The organism is Kribbella caucasensis, assembly GCF_004361855.1.
GTDB classification, from domain to species: Bacteria; Actinomycetota; Actinomycetes; order Propionibacteriales; family Kribbellaceae; genus Kribbella; species Kribbella caucasensis.
Genome location: NZ_SNWQ01000009.1, coordinates 49,578 through 73,969, shown reverse-complemented (window position 1 = coordinate 73,969; position 24,392 = coordinate 49,578). Strand labels below are relative to the sequence as shown.

Here is a 24,392-nt window from a genome sequence, read left to right as displayed (position 1 = left end):
CCGGCACCCGCCGGACCAGCCCACCCGCCCCACAAAGGAGCAAATTATGGCCAGCGGGACAGTGAAGTGGTTCAACGCCGACAAGGGTTTCGGGTTCATCTCGCAGGACGGCGGCGGCGCCGACGTCTTCGTGCACTACTCGGCGATCAAGACCGACGGTTTCCGGTCGCTTGACGAGAACCAGAAGGTTGAGTTCGACCTGGCGCAGGGCCCGAAGGGCCCGCAGGCGGAGAACGTCCGCCCGCTCTGAACCACCCTCACAACGGGCCCACCGCATCGCGCGGTTGGGCCTGTTCGTGTTTTCTGGGCCTGTTTTCGGGGCGCTGCTCAGGACTCCCAGAGGTGTTCGCCGTTGTCCAGCTGATCGGTGCGGTGCAGGCCGACCGCCGTCGCGACAGCCGCTGACGCTGTGTGGTCGGGATGTACGTGCGCGACGATCCGGCCGGCCCCTTGAGCGCGCAACCAGTCGACCAGTCCGGTCGCGGCCTCCTTCGCGTATCCCCGGCCCTGCCAGTCGACTCCCAGCACCCACGCGATCTCGGCGGCGTCGGGAGTCACGGTCGCCTGCAGATACCCGACCAGGGCGTCGTCCTCGAGCGAACTGATCACCCAGTTGAGCCAGTACTCCTCCGCCCGGCCCGGACCGGACAACTGCCGTCCGTACCGTTCGGTCAGTACGTCGGCCGTCGGTGGCTCGCCGCCGGTGAACGTGTACAGGTCGGGCGAGGCCAGCACCTTCGCCATCTCCTCGGCGTACTCGACCCGCAACGGCAGCAACGCCAGCCGCTCGGTGTCGAACCTGGTCGCGATCATCACCCAAAACTAACGCAGAGCGACGCCGGACTGACTGCTGAGACGTCGGATGGTCCGGGCGCTCCCTCCTTCGGCCGGACCGTCCGGCGCCTCAGCTGGGCAGCCGGGTGTTGGGGTGCTGCGTGTTGAGGTGCTGGTCGAACCGGGGACTGCGGTGATCCCCCGGTCCGTATGGCGTGACCCGCTCCTCGTAGTGCAGATGTGGCCCCTCCGCGAGGCCGAGACAGTCCCCCGTCTCCACCGTGTCCCCCCGACGTACTGTCGGCTCGAACAGGTGGCAGTAGAGGTGCCAGATCGCGTTCGACTCGACCACCACCTCGTCCCCCTCGACCCGCACGACCACACCCGCCAGCGTCGCCCGAACCGCCGTACCGCGATCCGCCCGGTAGTCCCGCCCCGGATGAACCCCGACCCCGAAATCACGGACCACCATCGCGTTGTGCACCGGCGTACCCATGACCTGATGGTCCGTACGCCGCTTCAGAAACCCTTAAAGCCGCCCCTACGACGTCCTGTCCCGAGGACTCAGACGCGGGCGGAGACCCCCGGATACGGCGCCGGCTCGACCTCCAGCTCGGTCATCCGGCCGACGTACGTCCGGTACGCACGGCGAGCTTCACCATGTGCCCCGCCGGCCTGGAACGCGGCCACCAGACCCAGGTGGGCCCGTTCGTCGTACTGGTCGCGCTGGAGGATCCGGAGTAGGTAGCCGGCCGCGGCATCCGGGTCACGGCGACCGGTGTCGGCCAGGACCCGGGCAACGCGGACGTACAGGGCACGGGCCTCCTCACGGAGTCCGGCGGCCCAGTCGGCGTACACGTCCTCCTCGAGGAAGTCACCGCTGTACGACGCCTCGGCGGCTCGGAGCTTGGCCAGATCGTTGGAGTCGAGCCCGGACCGGGCGTCGCGGAGGAAGTCCTCGACGTCGACCGCGGCCCGGTCGCCGTCGAGCCAGATGGTCGCGCGGTCGGCGCCGATGAACCTGTCGGCGGCGTACCGCTTGCCGGGGTCAAGCACCGCGCGCACCGTCGACAAAGCAACCGAGAGCCTCGGGGAGGCGACCGATTCGTCCTGGTCCGGCCACAGCAGGTCCAGCAGTTGCACACGGGCCACCGGCCGGCAGCGACGCGCGACCAGGATCTTCAGCAGGTCGCGGGCCTTCTTGGACGGCCACTCGCCGAGCTGCACTGCCTTGCCGTCCCGGAGCACCCGGAAACCACCCAGACACTCGACGCGGACCGGCGGCGGTCCCGTCTCCTGACTCGCGGCCAACGCGGCCGCCGCATAGCGAGTGGCTCCCGCAGCCAGGAACTGCTGATGCGCGTGCAGTGCCAGCTCCTGTCCCTCCGGTCCACGCGTCCGGGTCGCCAACATGAGCTCCGCTCGCGCCTGCCCGAGTGGATCGCTCAGTTCCTTGCGGATGTTCAGTACTTCGTGCAGCACCTCGCCGCCGCCCGCAGCGGCGTACAGCTCGAGTGCGTCCGCCAGGCCGGCGCGGTCGCGACGCTTGCGGCACAGCGCGGCAGCCTCCTCGGCCGATTGGGCTGCCTCTGCTTCGTTGCCCGCGTGCAGAGTCACCCAGCCCAGGGCGACCAGTGCGCCTGACAGGCCGAGCACTGGTCCGTAAGCGACCGCCTGCTTGGCCATCTCTGCCAGTTCGGCGGCTCGCTCGGGCTCCTCGACCGCCAGGACGCGCGCGAGCCCCGCGAGCGACGGGACGAGCGACTGCATGTCCTTCGTGTCGTCAGCCACCGCGATCGCTTCCTCGAAACAGGCGCGGGCCATCGCGCGGTCACCACGTTCGCGGTAGACCTCGCCCAGCACAGAGAGGGGTTGCGCGACCCGCTTCGACTCCAACCGCTGGTACAGCGCACGGGACGCCTCCAGCTCGCCGATCGCCTCATCCAGCCGCCCCAACCGCAACAGCGCCTCACCACGGTTGTTCAGTGCGAGTGCACGGAACACCGCGAAACCAGCGCGGTCCGCGAGCTCCAGTGCGAGGTCCAGCTCCGCCAGGCCGTGTGCGTAGTCGCCCTCGGCGATGTGGTGCGAGCCGCGGTTCACCCGGATCCGGATCGACTGCAGGAGGTCGCCTGCCCGCTCCGCATGCTCCAACGCATGCAGGTAGTGCGACGCGTTGCCGCGCGGATCACTGTCGACCGCCGCGAGCATGGCAAGCACTGTGTGCACGATCGCCAAGGCCCGGTCATCACCGGACACCTTGGCGGCCTCCTGCGCGGCATGGATCAGCTGGCGGCACTCGTCGAACTCACCGCGCAACCAGTGCGCTCCCGCCCACCACGCCTGCAGCAGGGCCTCGTCGGTCAGCTGTTCACCGTCGATCCGGCCGCGGCGATAGGTGGCGATCGCGACGTCGGTCTGGCCGCGCAGATGGTGGATCAGTCCGAGCCGCCAGGCCACCGCGACCGGGATCTCACCATCGGGTTCGATGATCCGGTCGAAGCAGTCCTCGGCGCCCTGCCAGTCGCCGAGTACCTGTCGCGCCTCGCCTTCCAGCTGGTCGAGGGCCGTGTTGCGCAACTCGGGCGGCAACGCTGAGACCGCTGCGACGACGACTTCGGCCAGGCCTCCGCTGACCATCGCGTGGCCGCGTTCGCCGAGCATCCGGGCCGCCTCAGCCGGATCGACCGCCTGGAAGCAGGCCAATGCGTCGCGGTGCTCGCCGGTCGACTCGAACCACTGACCGGCGCGCATGGTCAGCTCGGCCATCTCCTGCCGATCCGTCGACAACCTGTCCTTGGCGAACGACCGGACGAGTGGGTTCAGCTCGTAGTCGGCGTCACCGGCCGACACCAGCAGTCCCCTGGTCCGGAGCTGCTGCACGAGATCCACGCTGTCCGCGAGCCCGATCGCACGACACAACTCGGATCCGAACCTGGGCAACACGGCGGCGGCCGCGACCAATCGGCGTACGGACTCGGGCTCGGCAGCGAACACCTCACCGGCCAGGTAGTCGTACAGCGGCCCGTCCGACCGCAGGGCGCGCCGCAGCCGACTCGGCCGCTCCGCAGTCGGTACGGCGCGCAACGCCTCCACCGCGAGCCGCACAGCCGCCGGCCAGCCCTGTACTGCGGACTGCAGCGTCTCGGCCAGCTCCTCGGACCCTTCACCCAGTACTACGCGGAGCACGGCAAGGGTCTCCGGAACGGTGAAGGCCAACCCGCTCGCGTCGATCTCCAGCACCTGGCCCCTGCCCCGGAGCCGGTCGATCCCGAACGGCATCGGCGTACGGGACGCGACCACCAGGTGCAGTGAGGGCGGAGCGATCCGGACCAGGCCCTCGATCAACCTGGTCGCGGGGTCGGCTGGACCGAGCTCGTGGAGGTCGTCCAGGACGAGGACGAGGTCGCCGTCGAGGTTCTGGTCGAAGGCATCGGCCAGGACAGCGGCGTACGCGAGTGCTCTGGTTTCCTGTTCGGCGTCCGCGTCGGGGCCGCGCGGTCCCTGGAGTTCTGCGGCTAGCACTGCCGACAGGGCAGGCACCTGGCGGCGTACGGCCTCGACCAGACCGGAGACCATCGCGGCGAGGCTGCGGTCTTCGGAGCGGACCGTGTGCCAGGCGCAGGGACGGTCCGCCACCCAGGAGCCGAGCAGGGTGGACTTGCCGAAGCCGGCGTCCGCGACGATCGTCAGCAGCCGTCGCTGGGCTCCCTCGTCCAGCAGGGCGGTCAGCCGGGGGCGCGCAACAGTGCCCTGCACGGGCTCTGCCATGGTCCCCACCTCCTGTCCCCCGCCCAGTACCGCTGCCCACCCTGTACCGCTCCCCGCACACAGGACAACACCGTGGGTAGTGCGTCCGCAACTGATTCAACCGTCGGGGTTTGCCGATGCGGCAAATTTCCGCCGGTGCCGCGGCCCAACCGGGAGAGACTGGCCACATGATCGAGATCGACTGGAGTGAAGAGGCGGGGCGGCTGCGGAACGCGGCGGTGAACGAGGCGGACTGGAACGAGATGGTTGCCGGCAGCCTGGTTCGGGCGACGGACCGGATCGCCGTGGACGTGGGCTGCGGCGGCGGTGGAATGGCGAAGGCGTTGGCGGCCGCTCTGCCGGATGGTGCCGAGGTGGTGGCGATCGACGCTGATCCGGAGGTGTTGCGGCAGGCGCGGGAGCACACCGGCGGCGCGGTCCGGTGCGAGCTGGCGTCGATGGACGACGGGGCGGAACCGTTGCGTAAGGCAATCGGTGCGCCGGCTTCGCTGATCTGGGCGTCTGCCTCGGTTCATCATGCGGGCGACCAGCAGGCGGCGGTCGACGCGCTGGCCTCGCTGCTGGCGCCAGGTGGGCGGTTGGCGCTGGCCGAGGGTGGGCTGCCGTCGCGGAGTCTGCCGTGGGAGCTGGGGATCGGGGAGCCCGGGATGGAGCTCCGGCTCGACGCTGCGCAGGATCGGTACTTCGCCGCGATGCGTGCCGGGCTGCCGGGTTCGGTACCGATGCCGTACGGGTGGACGGATGCGCTGCGGCGCGCCGGACTCGTCGACGTGACCACCCGAACCGTGCTGACGGAGAAGTCCGCACCGCTGTCGGACGAGGACCTGGATCAGCTGATCGGCCAGTTCCGGCACAAGGTCGATCGGCTCGACCCGGCTGCTTCCAGCGGGTCCACTGGGCACGGACATGGTCATGGGCACGGGGACTTTCCGCCCGAGCTGGGGTTGAGTGCCGAGGACTTGTTGGTCTGGCGGCGACTCCTTGACCCGGACGACTCGCAGTACCTCGGCCGCCGTACCGATCTCGCCGTACTGTCGGCGCGCAGCATCCATGTCGGCCACGCGGCCGGGTGACGCCGTAGGGTGGGTGCCCATGAACGACCGGCTGGTATGGATCGACTGCGAGATGACCGGCCTCGACCTGGCGGCCGACGCCTTGATCGAGGTCGCGGTGCTGGTGACCGACTACGAACTCAACGTGCTCGGCGACGGCATCGACCTGGTGATCACGCCACCTCCTGCCGCGCTGGAGCAGATGGGTGACTTCGTTCGCGAGATGCACACCGCTTCCGGTCTGCTGGACGAACTGCCGCACGGGATCCCGCTCGCCGAGGCCGAGAACCAGGTGCTCGACTTCATCTCCGGCTACGTCAAGGAGCCCCGCAAGGCCGCGCTGGCGGGGAACTCGGTCGGCACCGACCGGACGTTCCTGGTCCGCGACATGCCGAAGGTCGAGGCGCACCTGCACTACCGCAACGTCGACGTCAGCTCGATCAAGGAACTGGTCCGGCGCTGGTACCCCCGGGTGTACTACGCGACGCCGGCGAAGATCGGCAACCACCGGGCGCTGGCCGACATCACCGAGAGCATCGCCGAGCTCCGGTACTACCGGCAGACGGTCTTCGTACCGCAGCCGGGCCCCGATTCGGACACCGCCCGAGCGGCCGCGAGCCTGGTGATGGGCCCGATTTCAGGTAGCTGACGTTCGTCGCTATGATTACCCAGCCGTCGTAGTCAGGCGGTGCAACATGGTGGGTGTAGCTCAGCTGGTAGAGCACCTGGTTGTGGTCCAGGTGGTCGCGGGTTCGAGTCCCGTCACTCACCCGACAGGCGGCCTGTGTCTGCGGAAAGCGCAGACCCAGGTCGTTTTCGTTGTGTTGTGCGCCTCGCTTCGCTCGGCGCGGGCGGGGGCTTCGCCACCCGCACCCCCTTGTCGGGGTGGCCCTTCGTTGGTTGGCTCGGGGGGCTGGGAGGATCGGTCGGGTGAAGTCGTCGGGGAGTGTGTGGTTTGTGTATGGGGTTGCCGTGGTGGTGACCTTTTTGGTGGGGCTGATCTCGTTCGCGGTGTTTGTGCTCGCCCAGGTGTTCGGTTCGGGTGGGGAGAACGAGCCGGGGCCTGTGGTTCAGGGCCAGCCGACGGTTACTCCTACGGCGACTGCGACTCCTGTGGCTCGGACTACGTTGGTTCGGGTTTATGAGGTTCGGGCGGTGGTGGCGGATAAGCGGCAGGTGGTGTTGATTGTGGCTACGCCGGTGGGGTGTACGAATTTCTTGCGGGCGGCTGCTTATGCGGAGGGGCCGGGGGCGGTGGCTGTGCGGGTTACTCAGCAGGCTTATCGGGCTGACTGCAAGTGGCAGCGGAAGCCGGTGCTGGCTACTGCGCGGGCGCCGATCGCCGCCCGGACCCTGATCGTCAATGGTGTGGTGTGGACCGCGGACGCGGAGGGGCGTTATGCGCCGGCGTTGCGGTCCAGTGGGAGCCCGAATTCCGCGATGTGGACGGGGAGCCCGGTTTCCAGGGAGCGGTTCGCGGCGATGCCTACGGCTACGCTGCGCAGGCCGTCTCGGTAGCCGGCCCGGCGTTCGAGGGGGTCTGGGTCGCCGGTTGGGCGGAAGACGTCGTCCAGGAGGTGGTTGTCGCCGCCGCCGTGGGCTCCGTCGCCCTCGGGGATCGGGATTTCTACCGCTTGCTCCCAGTGGCGTTGGACCAGGAGACGTTCGCCGGCCGGGCGCGGGTTCGTCGTACCGCCTGCTGTGGGGTCGTCTGGGTTGACGCTCGGGTCTACGGCTGGGCGGCCGACTACTCCGGTGGCGCCTTGGACGAAGCCTCGTTCGACCACGTCGAGTTCGAGGCGGCCTTCGGTGCCGTTGACGGCGACCCTGTACCCCTCCCAAGGTGAGTGGGCGTTCAGCGCATAGGTGAGGACGGCACCCGATCGGTAGCCGACCAGCAGGCCCAGGTTGTCCTCGATCGTGATCCCGGGGCTGAACACGTCCTGGTCCCGGATGTAGCCGTCGTCGCCTTCCGCCTCGAGGTAGAGCTGACGCAGTTTGTCGTCGGCCGCGAGGTCGAGGGCGAACGGGTCCTCCGCGGCGCCCGGCGCACCGGCCGAACGTGACGGCCGGTCGGTCAACCCGCGCTCGGCCGCGTTCTGGTCGCCGTAGAAGCGCAACCCGCCCAGTGCGGTCACAGTCTCCGGTACGTCGGCCAGCCACCAGTTCACCAGGTCGAAGTGGTGGCTGGACTTGTGCACCAGCAGACCACCCGAGATCGACTTGTCCCGGTGCCAGCGGCGGAAGTAGTCGGCGCCGTGCACGGTGTCCAGCACCCACTCGAAGTGGATCGAGGTGACCTTGCCGATCGCACCCGACGCGATCAGCCGCCGGACCTCGCTGTTCCGCGGCGAGTAGCGGTAGTTGAAAGTCACGATGAGTCCGGCCGACGACGACTCGACCGCCTTCGCGATCGCCTGGGCCGGATCGAGCGCGGTGGTCAGTGGCTTCTCGACGACAACCGAGGCGCCCGTGTCAAGGGCTGCGGTCGCATACCGATGGTGGGTCGCGTCGGGCGACGTCACGATCACCACGTCGGGCTTCTGTTCGGCTAGCAGCTGGCCGAAGTCGTCCGGGGCGTAGCGGGTCGGCGCGGTGTGACCGGCCGTGGTCAGCACGCGGTCGTAGTACGTCATCCGGGTCGGGTTCGGTTCGCACCAGGCGACGATCGAGCCCACGTCGGCGTAAGAGTTCGCCAGGGCGTCGATGTACATGGCGGCGCGGGAGCCAGTTCCGACGACTGCGTAGCGTTTCACGGTTCTCCTTCGGCTGGGTAACCGGTTTCTAGCAGCCTTCTCTGAAACGAGTCAACGCTTGGATCACCGAGTGGATGATCTTTGGTTTCTGATGAAATCTGACCGCTCGCAGACTGAGAGACCGGTTTCTCAATCCCGCCCGGAGGCGTTATGGTGGCCGCCCTCGGGTCCCCGCCTGGGCCTGCGGCGGAGTGGAGGTGGGCGATGGGAGACAACGGCCGGCCGACGGCCACCATCAGCCGGGTCGCGGAGGCCGCGGGGGTTTCCCGCGCGACCGTCTCCCGGGTGATGAACGGCCGCTCGACCGTCGCGCCCGAGCTGGCCGAACGGGTGCTGGCGGCGGCGCGCGCGCTCGACTACGCGCCGAGCCCGGTCGCCCGCAGCCTCGCCCTCGGCCGGACCGCGACGATCTCGCTGATCGTGCCGGACCTGGCCAACCCGACGTTCCAGGAGGTACTGCGCGGGCTCAGCCAGGCCGCCGGCGAACACGGCCACCGCCTGCTGATCGCGGAGTCGGCCGAGCACGTCGAGGACGAGGAGGTCCTGGCCGTCGAGGCCCGCCGCCGCTGCGACGGCATCGTGCTCGCCTCACCCCGGCTGCCGGCCGAAGATCTCGGCCGGCTGGCCCAACAACTCAGCCCACTCGTCCTGATCAACCGGACGCTGCCCGGCGGCGGCGTACCGTCCCTTTCGGTCGATCATGCCGCGGGTATCGGCGATCTCGTTGCCCACCTGTTGTCCCTCGGGCACCGCAAGATCGTGTACCTCGCCGGTCCTCCGGCCAGCATCTCCAACCAGGACCGCCTCGACGTCCTGCTGCGGTTGTCCCGGGAGGGCCGTGCGTTCGAACTGGTCGAGCTGGCCTGCGGTTCGATGTTCGAGGACGGTCACGCGATGGCCGGGGCGGTTGTCGGTACGGGCGCCACGGCCGTTGTCGCGTACAACGACATGGTTGCCTTCGGCACGCTCAGCGGCCTACACGAGTTGGGCGTCGCCGTCCCTCAGCAGATCTCCATCACCGGCTTCGACGACATCCCGTTCGCCCGCTTCACCACACCACCGCTCACCACGACCGCAGTACCGGCCAACGCCATCGGCCGCGACGCGTGGACCCGCCTCTGGGCTTTGCTTGAGGGCAGCCCCGCCACGCCGCCGGCCACCTACCGCCCCCGGCTGCAAGTCCGCGGCAGTAGCGGCCGCGCAGCGCTCAGTTGACGGTCTCGACGATCTCCAGTTCGGCCGGGCTGAACTTCGCGACGTGCTGCTGCACCCGCCCCATCCGCTCGCGGAACTCCGGACTCGACTTCCACGCGTGCGCGGATTCGGCGCTGTCCCACCATCCGAAGCTGACGTAGCGAGTCGCATCCCCCAGATCCCGGGCGAGCCGCAATGTCCCGGCCCCCGGCATCGTCCCCGCCCAGCCTGCGAACGCTGTCCAGGCGTCCACGAAGGCCTCTTCCTCGCCGACGTTCGGAATCCACTCCGCCGTCGTGTACATCTCAGCCATCTCTGCCTCCCCGCCACTCGCCAAGAACGCAGACCCCCGGCCGCCGTACTCCGGTCCGGCTGGGCCATATCCCCCAACCGCCAGTATGCGCTGCCTACTGGGAAGCTGACCTCGATCCGGGGGTGCTGGTCAGGGTGGCGGCCCAGGTGGCGAGGAGCTTGAGGCCGTCGTAGGACGGCGTACCGGCTTCGGCGGCGTAGGTGGTCAGCGTCAGGCCGGGATCCGCGGGCAACGGCATCGCCTCGAAGAGGAGGTCGAGGGTGCCGACGGCCGGGTGGTTGAAGTGCTTGACGCCGGTCCGGTGCAGGCGGACGTTGTGCGTCGCCCACAGGGTGCGGAACTCGTCGCTGCGGGTGGAGAGCTCACCGACCAGGTCGGACAGGTTGCGGTTGTACGGATCGCGGCCGGCCTCGGTACGGAGCAGGGCGACGGTGTTGTTCGCGGCGCGATCCCAGTCGGGGTAGAAGGTCCTGGCCGTCGGATCGAGGAAGTTGTAGCGGGCCAGGTTGACCGGCCGGTCCGGGCCGTCGAACGCCTGCGAGTAGAGGGCGCGGCCGAGCGGGTTGATAGCCAGCAAGTCCAGCCGCCCGTTGCGGACGAACGCGGGCGCCTCGGTGATCGCGTCGAGAACGGCGAGGATGCCGGGGCGGACCTGTTCACTGGTCCTCCGGCGGCGCGGGGTCCGCAGCGTCGCGCCGGCCGTACGAGCCAGTTCGTACAGGTGCTCGCGTTCGGCTTCGTCGAGCTGCAGTGCGCGGGCGATCGCTTCCAGCACGCTGCCGGAGACCCCACCGAGGCCGCCGCGCTCGAGCCGGGCGTAGTACTCCGAACTGACCCCGGCGAGCAGCGCGACCTCCTCGCGGCGGAGTCCCGGGACCCGCCGGTGACCGGTGTTCGCCGCGCCGAGTCCGGCCTGCTGCGGCGTGACCTTTGCCCGCCGGCTGGCAAGAAACTCACGAATCTCGCTCCGGTTGTCCACGTCACCGAGGCTACGCGGACCCGTCTGGGCGAGGGATGCCCTGTCAGTACCCGTCAGGCTCGCGGCTTGGACCTCTCGAATGCGTCGGCGGCTTCGTTGAGGTGAGTGAGGAACCGGGTGAGGGCGGGCGGCTTGGTGCGGCCGGCGACGGTTGCGGCGAAGATCTGGCGGATCGACTCGTCTTCGGCATGCAGGCGGAGCAACGAGATGTCGGCGGGTGCGCCGCGAGCGGCCAGAGCCGGGACGAGGGCGACCCCGAGACCTGCCGCGACACAGCCCAGCTTGCCGGTCCACTCCGCGGCGACGATATCGATTCTCGGCTGGAATCCACTGGGGAGGCTGGCGCGCAGCAGGGTGTCCTCGGCCGTCGCGGAGCCGACGATGAACGGATCGTCGGCGAGTTCGGCCAGCCGTACTGTCCGTCGCCGGGCCAACCTGTGATCGCGAGAGACCGCCACCAGCAGGCGCTCATCCAGCAGGTGGTGCAGCTCGAAAGCGGTGGAGTCGATCGAGCCGGTGGGTGACGAACTCACCACCGCGATGTCGGCGTCCCCGGCGGCGAGGCGTTCCAGCAAGACAGGTGTCAGGCCCTCGACGAGCGAGAGGTCCACATCTGGATACGCATCGCGGAAGGACGCTAGCGCCTGCGGAACAAGCGCCGCGACAGCGGTTGGGAACGCGCCGACGCGCAACCGGCCGCGGCCGAGTCCGGCCAGCTCGCCGAGGTCCCGCCGAGCGGTGGCCAACCGATCGAGCACCGCCTCCGCGTGCGGTAACAGCGTCCGTCCTTCCTCGGTGAGCGTCACACCGCGCGGCAGCCGGTCGAAGACTCGCGCTCCGACCTCGGCCTCGAGCGTCGCGATCTGGCGGGAGACAGCCGACTGGGTGAAGCTCAACCGACGAGCCGCCGCGGTGATCGACCCGTACTGCGCGACGGTCCGGAACACCTCCAGGAGCTGGGTATCCATATGGCCCATGCTACTCACGCATGTCAGCCATGCCAGACATTCGCTGGTCGCATGCCGTTGGCTTCCCTACCGTTGCAGGTATGACGAACCTCGCGGTCCTGGGGACCGGGCACATGGGTGCTGCCATCGCGCGCAGACTGTTGGTCGCCGGCCATCGGGTAACAGTGTGGAACCGTACGCCGAGCCGGGCCGCCGCGCTGGCGGGATCGGGTGCCGTGATCGCCGAAACGCCGGCGAAGGCTGTACTCGACGCTGACCTGATCATCACCATGCTGACCGACGCCACAGCGGTAGAAGCCGCCCTGTTCGGACCCGACGCTGCGGTGGACGCGACGAGGTCGGGCGCGATCCTGGTGCAGATGTCGACGATCGGCCCCGACGAGACCCGCGCGCTCGCCGCGCGGCTGCCGACGGCGATCTCGTTTCTCGACGCTCCCGTCGGTGGCAGTGTCGGCGCGGTCGACGCGGGCAAGCTGACGATCTTCGCGGGTGGCCGGGACAAGGTCATCGAGCAGGCAGGGCCTATGCTGCGTGACCTTGGCACGGTCCACGACTGCGGCCCCGTCGGCACCGGGACGGCCCTCAAGCTCGTGGTCAACACCGCGATGATCACCGCCCTCGGCGCCCTGCACGACTCCCTCGCCGTCGCCGACGCCTTCGGCATCGACCGGTCGCTGGCGCTCGACGCTCTCACGGCCGGGCCGCTGAACGGTGCGATCCGCCGAGCGAGCAACACCGATGCGAAGTTCGCGATCTCACTTGCCGCCAAAGACCTTCGACTCGCGCTCAGCGACGTACGAACCGCGCCGATCGCGGCAGCCGCCGTACAGCTGCTCGACGACGCCACTGATCAGCGGGCAGACCTCGCATCCCTGATCAACCTGGAGAATCGATGAAACTGACCCTGGACAACCCGCCGACGGTCGCCGCGCCGTTCGGCGATCGCTTCGCCCACGTCGCCCGCCTCGACGTCGCCGGGGGCGCACTCCTGGTACTCGCCGGACAAGTAGCGGTCGACGACGCCGGCGAGGTGGTGGCACCCGGTGATGCCGACGCCCAAGCGGAGCGCATCTTCGACATCATCCGCGACGTACTCGCCGCCCACGGCGCAACCTTCGCCGACGTCCTCCACATCCGCACTTTCATGACCGACCTCGACGACCTCCCCGCCTACGGCGCCGTACGCCGCAAACACTTCCCCGCCTCCCTGGCGACCCCACCAGCCAGCACCACAGTCGAAGTCAGCCGCCTCTTCCTACCCGGCGCAGTCCTGGAAGTAGAAATCACAGCGGCGGTGGTGGCGAATCAAACCCTTGTATAGCTAGCAATCTGGCGCTCTCCTGCAACTACTGGCCGCCTTTTGGCGTCTTCATCAGTGAGCGGCGCACCGGCGGACGGAGGGCCCGCCGGACTGAGCGAGCCGGCGCTGCTCCGGGCAGGGGAGGGATCGGGGCCCGCCGGGCGGACGGCCGTCTGGAACATCATCCGGATGCGGGCGCCAGCCTGCGCCCGCGCGCATGTCCAGAAGGAGCAGCAGATGAGACACGCTCGCCGCGCGGCCATAGCCGCGCTAGTGCTCACCACCCTGATCGCCTCGGCGGGGACCGCTCAAGCGGTTGCGCCAGGCAACGACCTGTACGGCGGCCGCACGGTGGTCGGGGCCGTCCCGTTCACCGACAGCCTCGACACCACCGAGGCGACCACCGACACCGACGACGCTGAGCTCAACGTGGTGTGTGGAGCACCCGCGACCGATGCCAGCGTCTGGTACGAGATCACGCCCACCGCGACTGGCGGTCTGGCCGCCGATGTGTCCTCGTCGACCTACTCGGCGGGCGCGATCGTGGCGACGGGTAGTCCGGGTAATTGGACCCTGGTGGCCTGTGGACCCGGCGCCGTCGCCTGGTCGGCCGACGCGGGGACGACGTACACGATCCTGGTCTTCGACGACCAGTTCGACGGCGGCGGCAACGGTGGCACGCTCAACCTCACCATCGACGTCATCCCGCCACCACCCACTGTGGACATCACCGTCAACGGGTTCGCGTCCTTCAACAACAAGACGGGTGCGGTCACGCTGACCGGGACCGCGACCTGCACGGGCGAGCCGGACTTCACCTTCGTGGAGGCCTCGCTGACCCAACAGATCGGCCGGTTCACGCTCCAGGGCTTCGGCCTCGCCGACATCCTCTGCGACGGCACCACGCGGCCGTGGAGTGTCGACATCTTCTCGGAGACCGGCAAGTTCTCCGGCGGCAAGGCGGCAACAGTCACCTTCGCCATCGCCTGCGGCCCCTTCGAATGCGGCACCGACTTCGAAGAACACACCATCCAACTCCGCGGCAAGCCCTAACCCACTGACCTGGTGCCGCCCCCACCCCGGGACGGCACCAGGCGCGGTCAGGTGACGGTCTGGTAGTAGAGATCAGAGAACGAGAAGCGCGAATCGTCGAACTCGGATGTAAAGTCTTCGACCCCGAAGAACTGACGCAGCACCTCGCGATCGCAGGTCAAGACGGACGCGTGCATCGACGGCACACGTACGATCGTCAACCCCTCAGGACTGAAGGAGTCGGATACCAACTCCTCATTCAGTACGAGGAGCGGAGCATGCACCGACAGGTACACCAGAGGCGCATCGTGACCTTCTATCTGTGCCCACTTTTCGCCCGCTGCATCGTCCCAGTCGATTTGCCCTCCCAATGCAGCGGTGAAGTCGGTCAGCCGATCCGCCACCTGAGCTTCAGACCAACTCTCCACGGCGCCACTGAGAACGAGATCGGTGAGCGCCTGCGTCAGATCGATCATCACCGTGGACTTCCCGGGCTGCCATGCACAAAGTTGGATTTGGGGTCGCGGTACACGTTGATCCAGTCTGTCAACTCTCCGGTCCTACCGAGGACCCCGACCGGACCATTCTCCACGTAGACCTTGGCCTTCGTTCCCGCCTTGTTCCAGAGCTTGTACGCATCAGCGTATGCCGCCGCGTCGAGAACAGCCTTGCCCGAGTTGACGTGGAACAAGAAGATGCTCTTACCAGGGACGCCACCCGTGTGTTTAACCATCTGCTCGCTCAAGGTGAACTTGCCATTTGTCAAGTTGCCATGCCTATCCACAGTGATCGGCGGCGGAGGGCAGTTGTGGACGAGGAGACTGGAGGGGCCGACGTAGTAGTTGTGGTCGTTTTCTACTGAGAAGTTGTAGACCGTGGTGGTTATTGGGCTGTGAGTGATCGCGGCGACCACTGCGGTCTTGCCGTCGCGTTGGAGGAGTTTGTCGCCTGGTTTGAGGTCGCCGGATTCCAGCCAGCCGCGGTCGGGGGTGTAGAAGGGGTGCTCGCTGGTGACCGGGACCTCTCCCCCGCCGGCGAGCTTGATGGTCAGCAGTTCGTTGGTCTGCTTGCGGAAGAGGCTGGTGACCTTCTGCAGGCGGGACTTGCCGGTGATCTGGTCGCGGGCCCAGACGCGGTCGCCTACCTTGATCTGTTCGATCGGTTTGGCGCCGGCGGCCGTGTCAACTGTCGTACCGGCGGGGAAGCACTTGCAGGACGGCAGGCCGGCGCGTTCGGCGGTCTTTCCTAGGGTTCTTGCGTCCTTGCCGGCCTTGATGCCCTTGTTGACGTATCTGGCGCCCTTCGCCGCCGTGGCGGCGTAGCCGGCTACTGGGATTGCGGAGGCGGCGCTGAGTGCGGCGTTGACGTAGTCGCCCTCGGCGGCGTACCAGCCTGCGTTGGCGAGGTCGGCCACCTCGCCGACGACGGGGATCAGGCCGACGACGTCGAGGGCGGCGTGGCCGATCTCGCTCTTGTTCTCCCAGAGGAATTTGGCGGCGCCGCCGAAGAGCTTCTTGTTGTCCTCCCAGCCCGCTTTGAGACCCTCGAAGAACCCGGTGTGCTTCTTCGGGCCGCCATAGTTGCTCTTCTGGAACGGGTCCGGGAACGGGTTGAACGGCGGGGGCGCGTTCTGCACCACCGGGCCGACGGACTGGACTGCCTGCTGGTAGATCTGGTCGATCTGCCCGCGGGTGTCGTTGATCATGTTCTGCGACGTGCCGCCGCCGGTCGGGTTGCCCTGGCTGATCAGCGGTACGGCGACGCCGGCCGCGTTCGGCCGTGGGTTGTTCTTGACGTTGTTCTCGAGTTGGTTCCGCGCCTTGATGGCCGGGTCGACCGGCTTGGGCTTGGGCCTGGGGTGCTGCGTGGGCGTGGGCGTGGGGTCATCACGGTCGTCCGGCGGGTCCACCGGCTTCGGGCAGGGCTTCTTGGGGCAGGGCGGAACCTTTGGCGGATCGATTGGACAAGGGCCGTACTCGCAGTCGTCCTTGCCGATGGTGCCGCCGGTCCAGGTGCACTTGACGTGTGTGCCGCCACCGGAGCTGGTCGAGTAGCTGGCGTGGGTCGCGTTGAATCCGTCGCCGCTCCGCTTGTGGCCACGGCCGTCGTTCTTGTTCGGGACGTCCTTGCAAACCTGCTTGACCTGCCCGTAGGGGTCGACGGCGTAGTTGCCGGTGGGGTCGTAGTTGGTGAGGGGGTTGGCGTTGCCGTAGAGGTACTTGTTGGCGGTGGTGGAGGAACCACCGGAGTAGCTGATGGTGTCCCGGGAAGTGAAGGTGCCGGAGTCCGGGTCGTACCAGCGGGCACCCATGTTGACGTTGCCGGTGGCCGGGTCGCTCCAATCGCTCTGGTAGCCGACGCCGTACTTGAGGCCCCCGGTCGACAGCTCCTTGCCGAACGGGTCGTACGTGCGCGAGTCCGGCAGGCCGGTGAGGGCGGCGTCGGTCGGGTCGAAGCCGCCGGTGATGTCGGTCCGGCCGTCGGACAACAGCAGGCGCTCAGTCTGCCCCTGGGCCAGCGAGATGACGTTGTCCGAAACCCCATGACCGTAGAGCTGGGTGCCGTCGGCAACCACCTCGTCACTGAACCCGGCATACTGCATGGTCGTGCCGCCGCCGGTGACTGGGCGATCCGCGCCGTCGTACTGGTAGGCGCGGCCGCCTTGCTCGATCGCCCGGTCGAAGGCGTCGAACTTGGTCGACTCCGTGGTGGAGCCGGTCGTCTTCGAGGTCAGGGTGCCGCGGGCGGAGTAGCTGTAGTCCGCGGAGCCGTCGGTGACGAGGCGGTTGCGTTCGTCGTACCGCGCGGTGGTGCCGTCGACCTGGGTGCGGTTGCCGGCGTCATCCCAGCCGTACGACGTGGTCTTGCCGGCGCCGGTCCAGGTCTTGAGCCGTCCCGCGTCGTCGTACGTGTACGTGTTCGCACCGGCGCCCTGTACTCCAGTGGTCGTCTTGCCGGCCAGCCGGTCGTCCAGGTCGAACGAGTACGTCACCGAGCTGACCGTGGTTCCCGCGCTGTTCTTCAGCCCGTCGGACTTGAGCCGGCCGAGATCGTCGTACTCGAAGGTGCGGGTCCGGCCGAGTCCGTAGCCGATCGTCTTCGGCGCGCCCGCGTTGTCGTAGCCGACGGTCTGCGCGGTCCGGGTCACCGAGTCGGTGATCGAGGTCAGCCGTCCCTGCGTGTACCCGAAGTCGGCGGTGCCGGACGCGTCGGCGCGCTGGACGAGTGCGCCGTCCGCGTTGAACGAGAAGCTCGCTGACCCGGACGGTCCGGTCGAGGTCAGCACCTGACCGCGGTCGTTGTAGGTGTAGGTGTTGTCCGCGCCGACGCTGTTGATCGAGGTGACCCGCCCGAGCGCGTCGTACCCGATCTTCCGGGCAGCAGCTTGTACGCCGGTCCCGGAGCCGGCCTCGTCGGTCAGGCGTCCGGCGGCGTCGAAGGTGCGAACCCGGGTGACGCCGCCTGGTTCGGCCAGCCGGACCGCGTTGCCGACGGCGTCGTACGACGTGGTCCAGGTCCGGTCGGCGGCGGCCGGGTGGGCCACCGTGGACGGCTCGATCACGGACTCGGTCAGGCCGAGGCTGTTCACCGTCGTGTACGTCGAATTGCCGCGACCGTCGGTGTACCGGGTCTGGTTGCCGGCCGCGTCGTAGCCGAGACTGGTCGTGATGGACTGCGTCGCGGACACCTTCTCCTGCTGGCCGACCAGTCGCGACAACGCGTCGTACGTGTAGGTGGTGGGCCCGCCGACTGGCGGCTTCGCGGTCAGGACGTTGCCGTCGGCATCGAAGGTGTAGACCGTCTTGCGCAGCTGGGTCTGCGCCGCGTCCAGGTCGGTGGACTCGAGCAGCCGGTCGGCCAGGTCGTAACCGGCCGTGGTCATCCGGCCGAGTCCGTCGACCTGCTCGACCTGGCGGCCGAGGAAGTCGTAGCCGAACTGGGTCACGACGCTCGCCGGGTCGGTCACCTTGGTCGGCTGACCGAGCGTGTCGTACGTCGTGGTGCTGGTCGCGCCCGTCGGCGACACCGTGGAGACCAGGCGATCCGCGTCGTCGTAGCTGAACCGGGTGACGAAGTTGTCCGTCACCGGTTTCCGCTCGACCTGGGTCGTGGTGATCACCCGGTCGAGATCGTCGTACGTCGACTCACTCCGGCCGCCGAGCGGATCGATGACGGTCTTCAGGTCACCGTTGCCGGTGTACTCGTACGACCAGACCGCGCGATCGGCGTTGGTGCCGACCGGCTGATCCTTCCGGACCAGCCGGTTCTGCCGGTCGTACCCGAATTTCGTCTCGTTGCCACGGGCATCGGTGATCTTCAGGATGTTGCCGTTGGCGTCGTACTCGGACCTGACGTTCGGGGTGATCGCGGTGCCGCCCGGCGGGGTGTACGTCGGCCCGGTGGTCTCGATCGGCAGGCCGAGCTTGTCGAACGTCGTGCGCCCGACGTTGCCCAGGGCATCCTTCGTGGAGACGGCCATACCGTACGCGTCGTACCCGACCTGGACGACAGGTGACGCCGCAACGGCCGGTTGGCCGTCCTCCTCCACCTGGACCTTCGGCTGCGTGACGACGTCCTGGCGGCCCAGTTCGTCGTACCCGTAGGTGCTGGTGAAGTCGGCCTTCACCGCTCCGCTCTCGTTGCCGCGCGGAGAGGTCGCGCTGGTCTGCAGACTGCGCTGGTCGTAGGTCCAACTGGTGGTGAGACCGCGAGTGGCGTCGAGCCACTGGGTCTGCGAGGTCTGCCGACCGGCCGTGTCGTAGCCGAAGGTGGTCTTCCGTTGCTGACCGCTGACCAGCCAGTGCGTGTTGGAGTACTCGCCGGTCTCGACCGTGGACAGCACCTTGCCACCCAGGTCGTACGTCATCGCGGTCGTCCGGTTCAGCCCGCCCGGGTCGACCGTGCTCGTCTTGACCCGGCCGGCACCGTCGCGGGTGTAGCTGATCGTGTTCTTGCCGTTGTCCGTGACCTGGGTGAGCAGGTTGCCGGCGCCGTCGTACGTGTTGGTCTCGAGCACGAAGTCGCGCTTGCTGCCGTCGGGATTGTGGAATTCCTTGAGGATCTTCGACTTCAGCAGGCCGTCGCCGTAGTACAGGTACTGGACCGTCCGGCCCATCGTGTCGGTCTCGCGGACCACGCGACCGGTCTGGTCGTAGCCGAACGACCGCATCACCTTGTACGCCGAGTCGCCGGTGCCGTCCGGATCCCGCAACCGCACTTCGGCGATCATGTTCCGCGCGGTGTAGGCGTACTCGTACCGGTTGCCTCCCGCATCGGTCATCGCCGTCCGGTTGCCGAAGGCATCGTATTCGTAGCTGACCTCGTTGCCGGCTGCATCGGTCTGCCGTTCGAGCCGGTTGCGGTCGTCGAACGAGTACGTCGTACGGCGCGGCTCGCCACCGGCCTGGAGATCGACGGTCTCCTGGGTCACCAGGTTGCCGTCGTCGTCGTAGGTCAGCGTCACCTTCTGCTGGTGCTTGGCCCCGGTCACCTTGTCGGTCGTCACCGGGCCGGTGGTGGTGCTGAGCCGGGACGCGGTGTCGTAGGTGAAGGTGGTGGTGACCCCGGCGGGCTGTGAGTCGGAGACCTGGGTCTGACTGATCTTCCGGCCGACGGCGTCGTACGTGAACGAGGTCGACAGCCCGGTCGGGGTGGTGATCTTCGCGAGCTGACCGGTCGAGTGGTACGAGTACGTCGTGACGGCGCCGCGCGCGTCCTTGGTGGTACGGACGAGCCCCGACGGCATGACGCCGGTCGGCCCGACCTCGGACCCGTTGGTGTAGGTGTTCTCGATCGTCCCGGCGTCAGTGCTGGTCTGAGTCGACAACTCGCCCTGCGGTACGTACGTGTACGTCGTCTTGAAGGTGTTGTCGGTCGGGCCGCTCGCACGACCATCACGGGACTCGGTCGGCAGGCCCCAACGGGGATCGAGCGGATCGGTGAGGCCGGTGGTCGGGAAGGTCTCGTAGCTGGTGCGGCAGTCGGTACTGCCGCTGCGGCACGTCGTCTGCGAGGTGTTGTTGCCCTTGGCGTCGTACCCGAGGGTGACGGTCTCACCGACCTCGTTGGTCGTCTTGAGCAGCTGACCGGCCTTGTCGTACTCGAAGCTGCGGACGGCGATCCCGTCCAGCGCGTGCCAGTCGAAGATCGGGTCCTGCGACCCGGATCCGGGCGTGACGATGCAGAACTCGGGGTCCCCCGGGTCCGGCGTACTGCAGGTCGTCGGCGAAGGCGTCGGGGTCGGCGCCGGGGGCAGGTCTTCTTCCCGGGTCCCCAGTCCATTGGGTACGCCGGACCGCAGCAGCCAGCCGCCGATCCCGTCGTACTCGTAGAAGTAACGGCGGTCGGCCGGGTCGCGGACCTCGACGGTCCGGCGCAGATCACTCGCACCGCCGGTGAGCTCGGGCGCGCTGATCTTCCACAGGCCGCCGTCGTCGTCGGTGAACTCCTTCACCCGTTCGGTGCTCGTGTCGTAGGCCGCCGAGGAGATCACCTTGCCGCTCGGCTGGGTGACGGAGGTGAGCTGGTCCGACGGGTTCTTGCCGAGCTGGTAGTGCGAGGCGACCACGGCCGCCGACAACGGTCGCGAGTAGACGGCGACCTCGTCGATGGAGCCCTTCAGGTACTGACGCAGCGCAGTACCCCAGCCGGGCCAGGCGCCCGGGGCGACCGCGTAGGCCGCACCGACCTGGTTCACCACCATGTTCGCGTGGTCGACGTTCCGGCCGGTGCTGGTACCGACGACCGCACCGTCGAGGTACAGGGTCTGGGCCGAACCGGTCGAGGAGAGGACGACGTGGTGCCAGTTGCCCTCGTCAACAGGTGACACGGTGGAGATCGGCGCGGCGGCACCGTTCCAGAACTGGCCGCGCAGCAGCCCGTCCGAGCCGACGTACAGGATCGGCATACCGGTGGTCGACGCCTGGTCGATCGCCTTGTTTTGGTAGCCGATCAGCGGGTTGACCAACCCCTTGCCGAGGATCTTGAACCACAGCTCGATCGACTGGCCGCGGTCGCGCCGGATCGCGCCGTTCGGCAGCGACACGTACGACGGTGCGGTGGCGCCGGTGAAAGTCGTCGCGGTGTCACTGGAGCCCGCGATCCCCCCGGTGACGTTCCTCGTCACGCCCTGGTAGGCGCCGTTGTCCTTGCCGAAATTGAGCGTCACCTGGCTTTGCGCCGGGCCGTCCTCGTCGTTCAGCCGGTAGTACGACGCGGGTTGCGAATCGATGACCGCCGACCGGTAGTGCGATCCCTGCGCGGACCCGTACGTCGTGCACTTCCCGTCCGGAGCGCAGACCGAGGTGAGCAGGTCGCCCGTGTAGTTGTACGTCACCTTCAGCGGAGCACCGTCGACCGCGGCTGTGCTCACCGAGGCGATGTGGGTGCCGTTCCAGGTGAACGTCAGCGCACGGTTGTTGCCCTGCTGGCTGGTGACCTTCGTGAGCTTGCCGTCGCCGCCGTACTCGAACAGCATCGGCTTGCCCCAGCGGCCCTTGATCTGGTTGAGCTTGCCGGACAGCGAGAACGTGTAGGTGTTCGCGTTACCGTCCTTGAGCAGCCAGTTGCTGACGCTGCTGTCGAAGGTGAGCTGCGCCTGCCGGCCGGACGGACCGACGTACGTACCGTCCGGGTTCTTGCCGAAGCGGACCTGCTGACCGTCGGGGTACGTGGCCAGGACGCTGCCCTCGGGCTCGACCACGAGCTTCAGGTCGTACTTGCTGGACCAGCCGGCGCCGAACACCCCGGTCCGGCGCGGGTCGAGGCTGTTGTAGGTACGGACCACGTCGAGCTCGGGACCGGCGACCGGGACCGACACATCGACCGCGGAGGTCAGGTGGTTACCCAGGTTCGGGTCGAACGGGCGATCACCACTGCCGTACGGCGCGTTCGCGAGGCGCGCGGTGATCGCGGGTTGGGGCACCTCCGTGAGCAATGCCATCCGTTGCGGTGCCGGGGGTGAAACGGTGACGGCGCCGTTCGTGTCCTTCGCGGACAACCGCCAGGCGTACTCCTTGTTCCACGACAATTTGGCCGCCGGGATGTCCCAGTTGCTGGCGGACTGGTAGGCGGAGCTGAAGCATCCGACGTACGTGCCCGCGCTGGTCTTCTCGCAGACCTCGAAGCTGTAGGTGATTCCGCTCGTCGGCGCGTCGATGTCGAAGGCGCGACCCCACAGTTGCGGGGTCAGCGTCTGGGTGCGATAGCCGTTGTCCGGCGACAATTGGTCGACGACGGGCGGCAGGTTGCGGACCTCGATGGCGATGCTGGCCGGCTTGACCTGCTCCATGCTGAAGTCGGGGCCGCCGACGCGCACCATGGTGAAGTACACCCGGTACTGCTTCGAACCGGTACCGGCGCTCATCGCCTTGACCAGCGCGTCGAGGGTGACACTGGCGCCCCGCGGCAGCGTGGTCGGCAGGTTGGCGCCGCGGTACTGGTAGAGCTGCCGGTTGCTCATGTCCGTGACGACGGTCTTCAGGTAGTACTGCGACGGCGCCCAGGCCTCGGCACTGAGGTTCTTGACCGTGATCTTGACCTTGCCGTCCTGGTTCTGCAGGACCGGCGGGTTCGGCGCCCCGGTGATCGTGTACTTCGCGTTGTACGGCGTGTGGGTGATGAACAGCTTGGGCGGGTTCTCGGTGCCCACGCCCGCGAACTCCTTCCAGGAGCTGTCGTCGGTCACCGGTGCGCGCAGCGAGAGTCCCTTGTTCGCGGCGGCATCGTCGACCCACCGCTGGACCAGGGCCGCACCCGCTGCACCGAGGTTGAAGGACGTCGGCACCGGCTTGCATTTGGTGGTGGTCGACCCGCTGGCGATGAAGCCCTGCGCGAAGGACTTGGAGGTCAGCGCCGCGCCCACGGTCGGACCTGGGTACGTCAGGCTGGTGCTCGCCGTCCAGCTCGCGGTGACCGGATAGACCGTCACTGGTCGCGGTGTGCAGGACGGTGCGCTGTAGCTGTTCACCTGCAACTGCGCGCCGTAGACCGTGTGGTACCGCAGCTCGGTGGGCATGACGAACCGCAGGTACGCCGCGGAGCGGTTGCCGGCCCGGCGACCCACCATGAAATCGGAGGTACCGAGGTAGCTGCCCGAGTCCCGGACCGTGAGTGCCTCGGTGAACTTGACTTCCTTGACCGTCGGGTCGACCCGGACCGGGTAGGCGCGGGCCGGGTCGTCCAGCCAGCGGTTGTCCAGCTCCACCCTCAAGGCCTGGCCGGTTGGGGAATCGATCAGGCTGTAGTTGACGCCGCTCGAGGTCGCGGACTTGCCGTCCACCATGAACCCGGCCGGGATCGACGCCTTCTCGTTGCCCTGGGCATCGATCAGGGCGATGTCCTGCCCTCTGAGCTCGGCCTTGAGACCTTGCAGGTGCAGCGGGAACACGTACGATCGCGCCGACGCCTTCGACCGCAGTACAACTGTCTCCTTGATCCCGCCGGGCTCGACGGTCAGCTCGAGATCGGCGCCGGGGGCGAAACCTGAGTACTCGACGGTGTTGGCGCCCTTCGTCTTGCCGCTGACCGAGGTGCCGTTGAGGACACCCCAGCCGACCTTCTCCCCACCGGCCAGGGTCAGCTCGGCGACCGGCCGGTCGGGGGTGACCTGCGTGGACAGGCTTGACGTGACACTGTCGCCGGTACTCCGCCAGCCGTCCCCGCTGACCAGGTCCTGCCGGCTGAGCGTCGTACGGACCGGTGCCCAGCTGCCGTTGGCCAGCCGGTAGTTGCTCGGTGTCGTGGAGACGACGGTGGTCTCGGTGCCGTCCGCGTTCGCGTACGTGGTCTTGTACCGGTCGCGCTTGGCCGGGAGCTCACGGCTGGTCCTGCTGTCGAACCCGGTCACGGGCTTCGCCGGTTCGGACAACGGCCGTGTGGCATTGGTTGCCTTGGGCACCGACGTACCGAGGTTGAGATCGGGGTACCGCCCCTTCAGGCTGGTCGGCACCGTCTTGTTGACGTTCTCGCCGATCACCTGCGGCTGCCCGTCCGCGGATCCCTCCCGCTGCTCGGGAGCGGGCTGGGCACGATGGTCGGGCGGCTTGCCGGCAGCGGTCAGATCCGCGGCCGCCGTACCGTAGTCCGCGGCGGTGAGGGGGACGGCGGCAACCAGGGCAAAGGCGAGGCCTTTGCTCAACCACCGAAGGAAAATCGCCCGTTTCCGGGCGCGCGACAGCGATCCAGCCATGTGGAATACCCCCAGAATGGGTTGTCCTACTCGTCCCCCGAGTCACGACAACGGCACGGAAGCT

General features: G+C 68.1%; 16 protein-coding genes and 1 tRNA gene. 8 read left to right on the top strand and 9 right to left on the bottom strand.

The window, feature by feature from the left end; genetic code table 11:
- Positions 1–46 precede the first annotated feature (46 nt).
- The gene (locus tag EV643_RS19665) at positions 47–250 is read left to right on the top strand and encodes a cold-shock protein (protein ID WP_133801558.1); all 204 of its coding nucleotides are present in this window, start codon (positions 47–49) and stop codon (positions 248–250) included.
- 77 nt (positions 251–327) lie between these two features.
- Here the strand turns inward: EV643_RS19665 and EV643_RS19660 are convergent, their stop codons facing one another.
- The 3 genes from EV643_RS19660 to EV643_RS19650 form a co-directional block, all read right to left on the bottom strand.
- On the bottom strand, positions 328–813 hold the full coding sequence (locus EV643_RS19660) for a GNAT family N-acetyltransferase (protein ID WP_133801557.1): 486 nt from the start codon (positions 811–813) through the stop codon (positions 328–330).
- A 91-nt stretch (positions 814–904) separates the two neighbouring features.
- On the bottom strand, positions 905–1,270 hold the full coding sequence (locus EV643_RS19655) for a M23 family metallopeptidase (RefSeq protein WP_133801556.1): 366 nt from the start codon (positions 1,268–1,270) through the stop codon (positions 905–907).
- Between the two features lie 68 nt (positions 1,271–1,338).
- Positions 1,339–4,545 carry a tetratricopeptide repeat protein gene (locus tag EV643_RS19650; RefSeq protein WP_133801555.1) on the bottom strand — a complete coding sequence of 1,069 codons (3,207 nt, stop codon included), beginning with the start codon at positions 4,543–4,545 and terminating at the stop codon, positions 1,339–1,341.
- A gap of 167 nt (positions 4,546–4,712) precedes the next feature.
- On the opposite strand from EV643_RS19650, the gene EV643_RS19645 reads away from it, so the two are divergent.
- The 3 genes from EV643_RS19645 (at position 4,713) to EV643_RS19635 (ending at position 6,368) form a co-directional block, all read left to right on the top strand.
- Positions 4,713–5,618: a class I SAM-dependent methyltransferase gene (locus EV643_RS19645; protein WP_133801554.1), complete on the top strand. Its 906-nt coding sequence runs from the start codon at positions 4,713–4,715 to the stop codon at positions 5,616–5,618.
- A gap of 19 nt (positions 5,619–5,637) precedes the next feature.
- Positions 5,638–6,246 (top strand): oligoribonuclease, encoded by a 609-nt coding sequence (orn, locus tag EV643_RS19640; protein WP_133801553.1) that lies wholly within the window; start codon positions 5,638–5,640, stop codon positions 6,244–6,246.
- 49 nt (positions 6,247–6,295) lie between these two features.
- A tRNA-His gene (locus tag EV643_RS19635) sits at positions 6,296–6,368 on the top strand.
- 626 nt (positions 6,369–6,994) lie between these two features.
- Here the strand turns inward: EV643_RS19635 and EV643_RS19625 are convergent.
- Positions 6,995–8,353: a Gfo/Idh/MocA family oxidoreductase gene (locus EV643_RS19625; protein ID WP_238165679.1), complete on the bottom strand. Its 1,359-nt coding sequence runs from the start codon at positions 8,351–8,353 to the stop codon at positions 6,995–6,997.
- A 204-nt stretch (positions 8,354–8,557) separates the two neighbouring features.
- Here EV643_RS19625 and EV643_RS19620 point away from each other — a divergent pair, with 204 nt between their 5' ends.
- Positions 8,558–9,568: a LacI family DNA-binding transcriptional regulator gene (locus EV643_RS19620; protein WP_133801552.1), complete on the top strand. Its 1,011-nt coding sequence runs from the start codon at positions 8,558–8,560 to the stop codon at positions 9,566–9,568.
- On the opposite strand, the gene EV643_RS19615 is transcribed toward EV643_RS19620, so the two are convergent.
- The 3 genes from EV643_RS19615 to EV643_RS19605 form a co-directional block, all read right to left on the bottom strand.
- Positions 9,561–9,860 carry an antibiotic biosynthesis monooxygenase family protein gene (locus EV643_RS19615; protein WP_133801551.1) on the bottom strand — a complete coding sequence of 100 codons (300 nt, stop codon included), beginning with the start codon at positions 9,858–9,860 and terminating at the stop codon, positions 9,561–9,563. The two genes, EV643_RS19620 and EV643_RS19615, sit on opposite strands and share 8 nt — an antisense overlap.
- 94 nt (positions 9,861–9,954) lie before the next feature.
- Complete coding sequence (locus EV643_RS19610) at positions 9,955–10,839, bottom strand: helix-turn-helix transcriptional regulator (protein WP_133801550.1); 885 nt, start codon at positions 10,837–10,839, stop codon at positions 9,955–9,957.
- A gap of 53 nt (positions 10,840–10,892) precedes the next feature.
- Entirely contained in the window at positions 10,893–11,807 is a 915-nt protein-coding gene (locus tag EV643_RS19605; RefSeq protein WP_133801549.1) for a LysR family transcriptional regulator, read from the bottom strand.
- 80 nt (positions 11,808–11,887) lie between these two features.
- Here EV643_RS19605 and EV643_RS19600 point away from each other — a divergent pair, with 80 nt between their 5' ends.
- The 3 genes from EV643_RS19600 to EV643_RS19590 all read left to right on the top strand — a co-directional run bounded on the left by EV643_RS19600 (position 11,888) and on the right by EV643_RS19590 (position 14,160).
- Positions 11,888–12,703 (top strand): NAD(P)-dependent oxidoreductase, encoded by an 816-nt coding sequence (locus EV643_RS19600; RefSeq protein ID WP_166665507.1) that lies wholly within the window; start codon positions 11,888–11,890, stop codon positions 12,701–12,703.
- A complete protein-coding gene (locus EV643_RS19595) occupies positions 12,700–13,128 on the top strand; it encodes a RidA family protein (protein WP_133801547.1) in 429 nt (142 codons plus the stop codon). The genes EV643_RS19600 and EV643_RS19595 overlap by 4 nt, the downstream gene beginning before the upstream one ends.
- A 216-nt stretch (positions 13,129–13,344) precedes the next feature.
- Positions 13,345–14,160: a DUF6299 family protein gene (locus EV643_RS19590; RefSeq protein WP_133801546.1), complete on the top strand. Its 816-nt coding sequence runs from the start codon at positions 13,345–13,347 to the stop codon at positions 14,158–14,160.
- A gap of 47 nt (positions 14,161–14,207) precedes the next feature.
- Here the strand turns inward: EV643_RS19590 and EV643_RS19585 are convergent, their stop codons facing one another.
- Both EV643_RS19585 and EV643_RS19580 read right to left on the bottom strand, forming a co-directional pair.
- The gene (locus EV643_RS19585; protein WP_133801545.1) at positions 14,208–14,618 is read right to left on the bottom strand and encodes a hypothetical protein; all 411 of its coding nucleotides are present in this window, start codon (positions 14,616–14,618) and stop codon (positions 14,208–14,210) included.
- A complete protein-coding gene (locus tag EV643_RS19580) occupies positions 14,615–24,277 on the bottom strand; it encodes a polymorphic toxin-type HINT domain-containing protein (RefSeq protein WP_166665506.1) in 9,663 nt (3,220 codons plus the stop codon). The genes EV643_RS19585 and EV643_RS19580 overlap by 4 nt, the downstream gene beginning before the upstream one ends.
- Positions 24,278–24,392 lie beyond the last annotated feature (115 nt).

What these genes read in the sequence shown, in the direction of transcription:
- EV643_RS19660 (WP_133801557.1), bottom strand. Translation starts at nt 813, where the DNA reads ATGATCGCGACCAGGTTCGACACCGAGCGGCTGGCGTTGCTGCCGTTG.
- EV643_RS19615 (WP_133801551.1), bottom strand. Translation starts at nt 9,860, where the DNA reads ATGGCTGAGATGTACACGACGGCGGAGTGGATTCCGAACGTCGGCGAG.
- EV643_RS19650 (WP_133801555.1), bottom strand. Translation starts at nt 4,545, where the DNA reads ATGGCAGAGCCCGTGCAGGGCACTGTTGCGCGCCCCCGGCTGACCGCC.
- EV643_RS19620 (WP_133801552.1), top strand. Translation starts at nt 8,558, where the DNA reads ATGGGAGACAACGGCCGGCCGACGGCCACCATCAGCCGGGTCGCGGAG.
- orn (WP_133801553.1), top strand. Translation starts at nt 5,638, where the DNA reads ATGAACGACCGGCTGGTATGGATCGACTGCGAGATGACCGGCCTCGAC.
- EV643_RS19605 (WP_133801549.1), bottom strand. Translation starts at nt 11,807, where the DNA reads ATGGATACCCAGCTCCTGGAGGTGTTCCGGACCGTCGCGCAGTACGGG.
- EV643_RS19595 (WP_133801547.1), top strand. Translation starts at nt 12,700, where the DNA reads ATGAAACTGACCCTGGACAACCCGCCGACGGTCGCCGCGCCGTTCGGC.
- EV643_RS19655 (WP_133801556.1), bottom strand. Translation starts at nt 1,270, where the DNA reads ATGGGTACGCCGGTGCACAACGCGATGGTGGTCCGTGATTTCGGGGTC.
- EV643_RS19645 (WP_133801554.1), top strand. Translation starts at nt 4,713, where the DNA reads ATGATCGAGATCGACTGGAGTGAAGAGGCGGGGCGGCTGCGGAACGCG.
- EV643_RS19590 (WP_133801546.1), top strand. Translation starts at nt 13,345, where the DNA reads ATGAGACACGCTCGCCGCGCGGCCATAGCCGCGCTAGTGCTCACCACC.
- EV643_RS19665 (WP_133801558.1), top strand. Translation starts at nt 47, where the DNA reads ATGGCCAGCGGGACAGTGAAGTGGTTCAACGCCGACAAGGGTTTCGGG.
- EV643_RS19600 (WP_166665507.1), top strand. Translation starts at nt 11,888, where the DNA reads ATGACGAACCTCGCGGTCCTGGGGACCGGGCACATGGGTGCTGCCATC.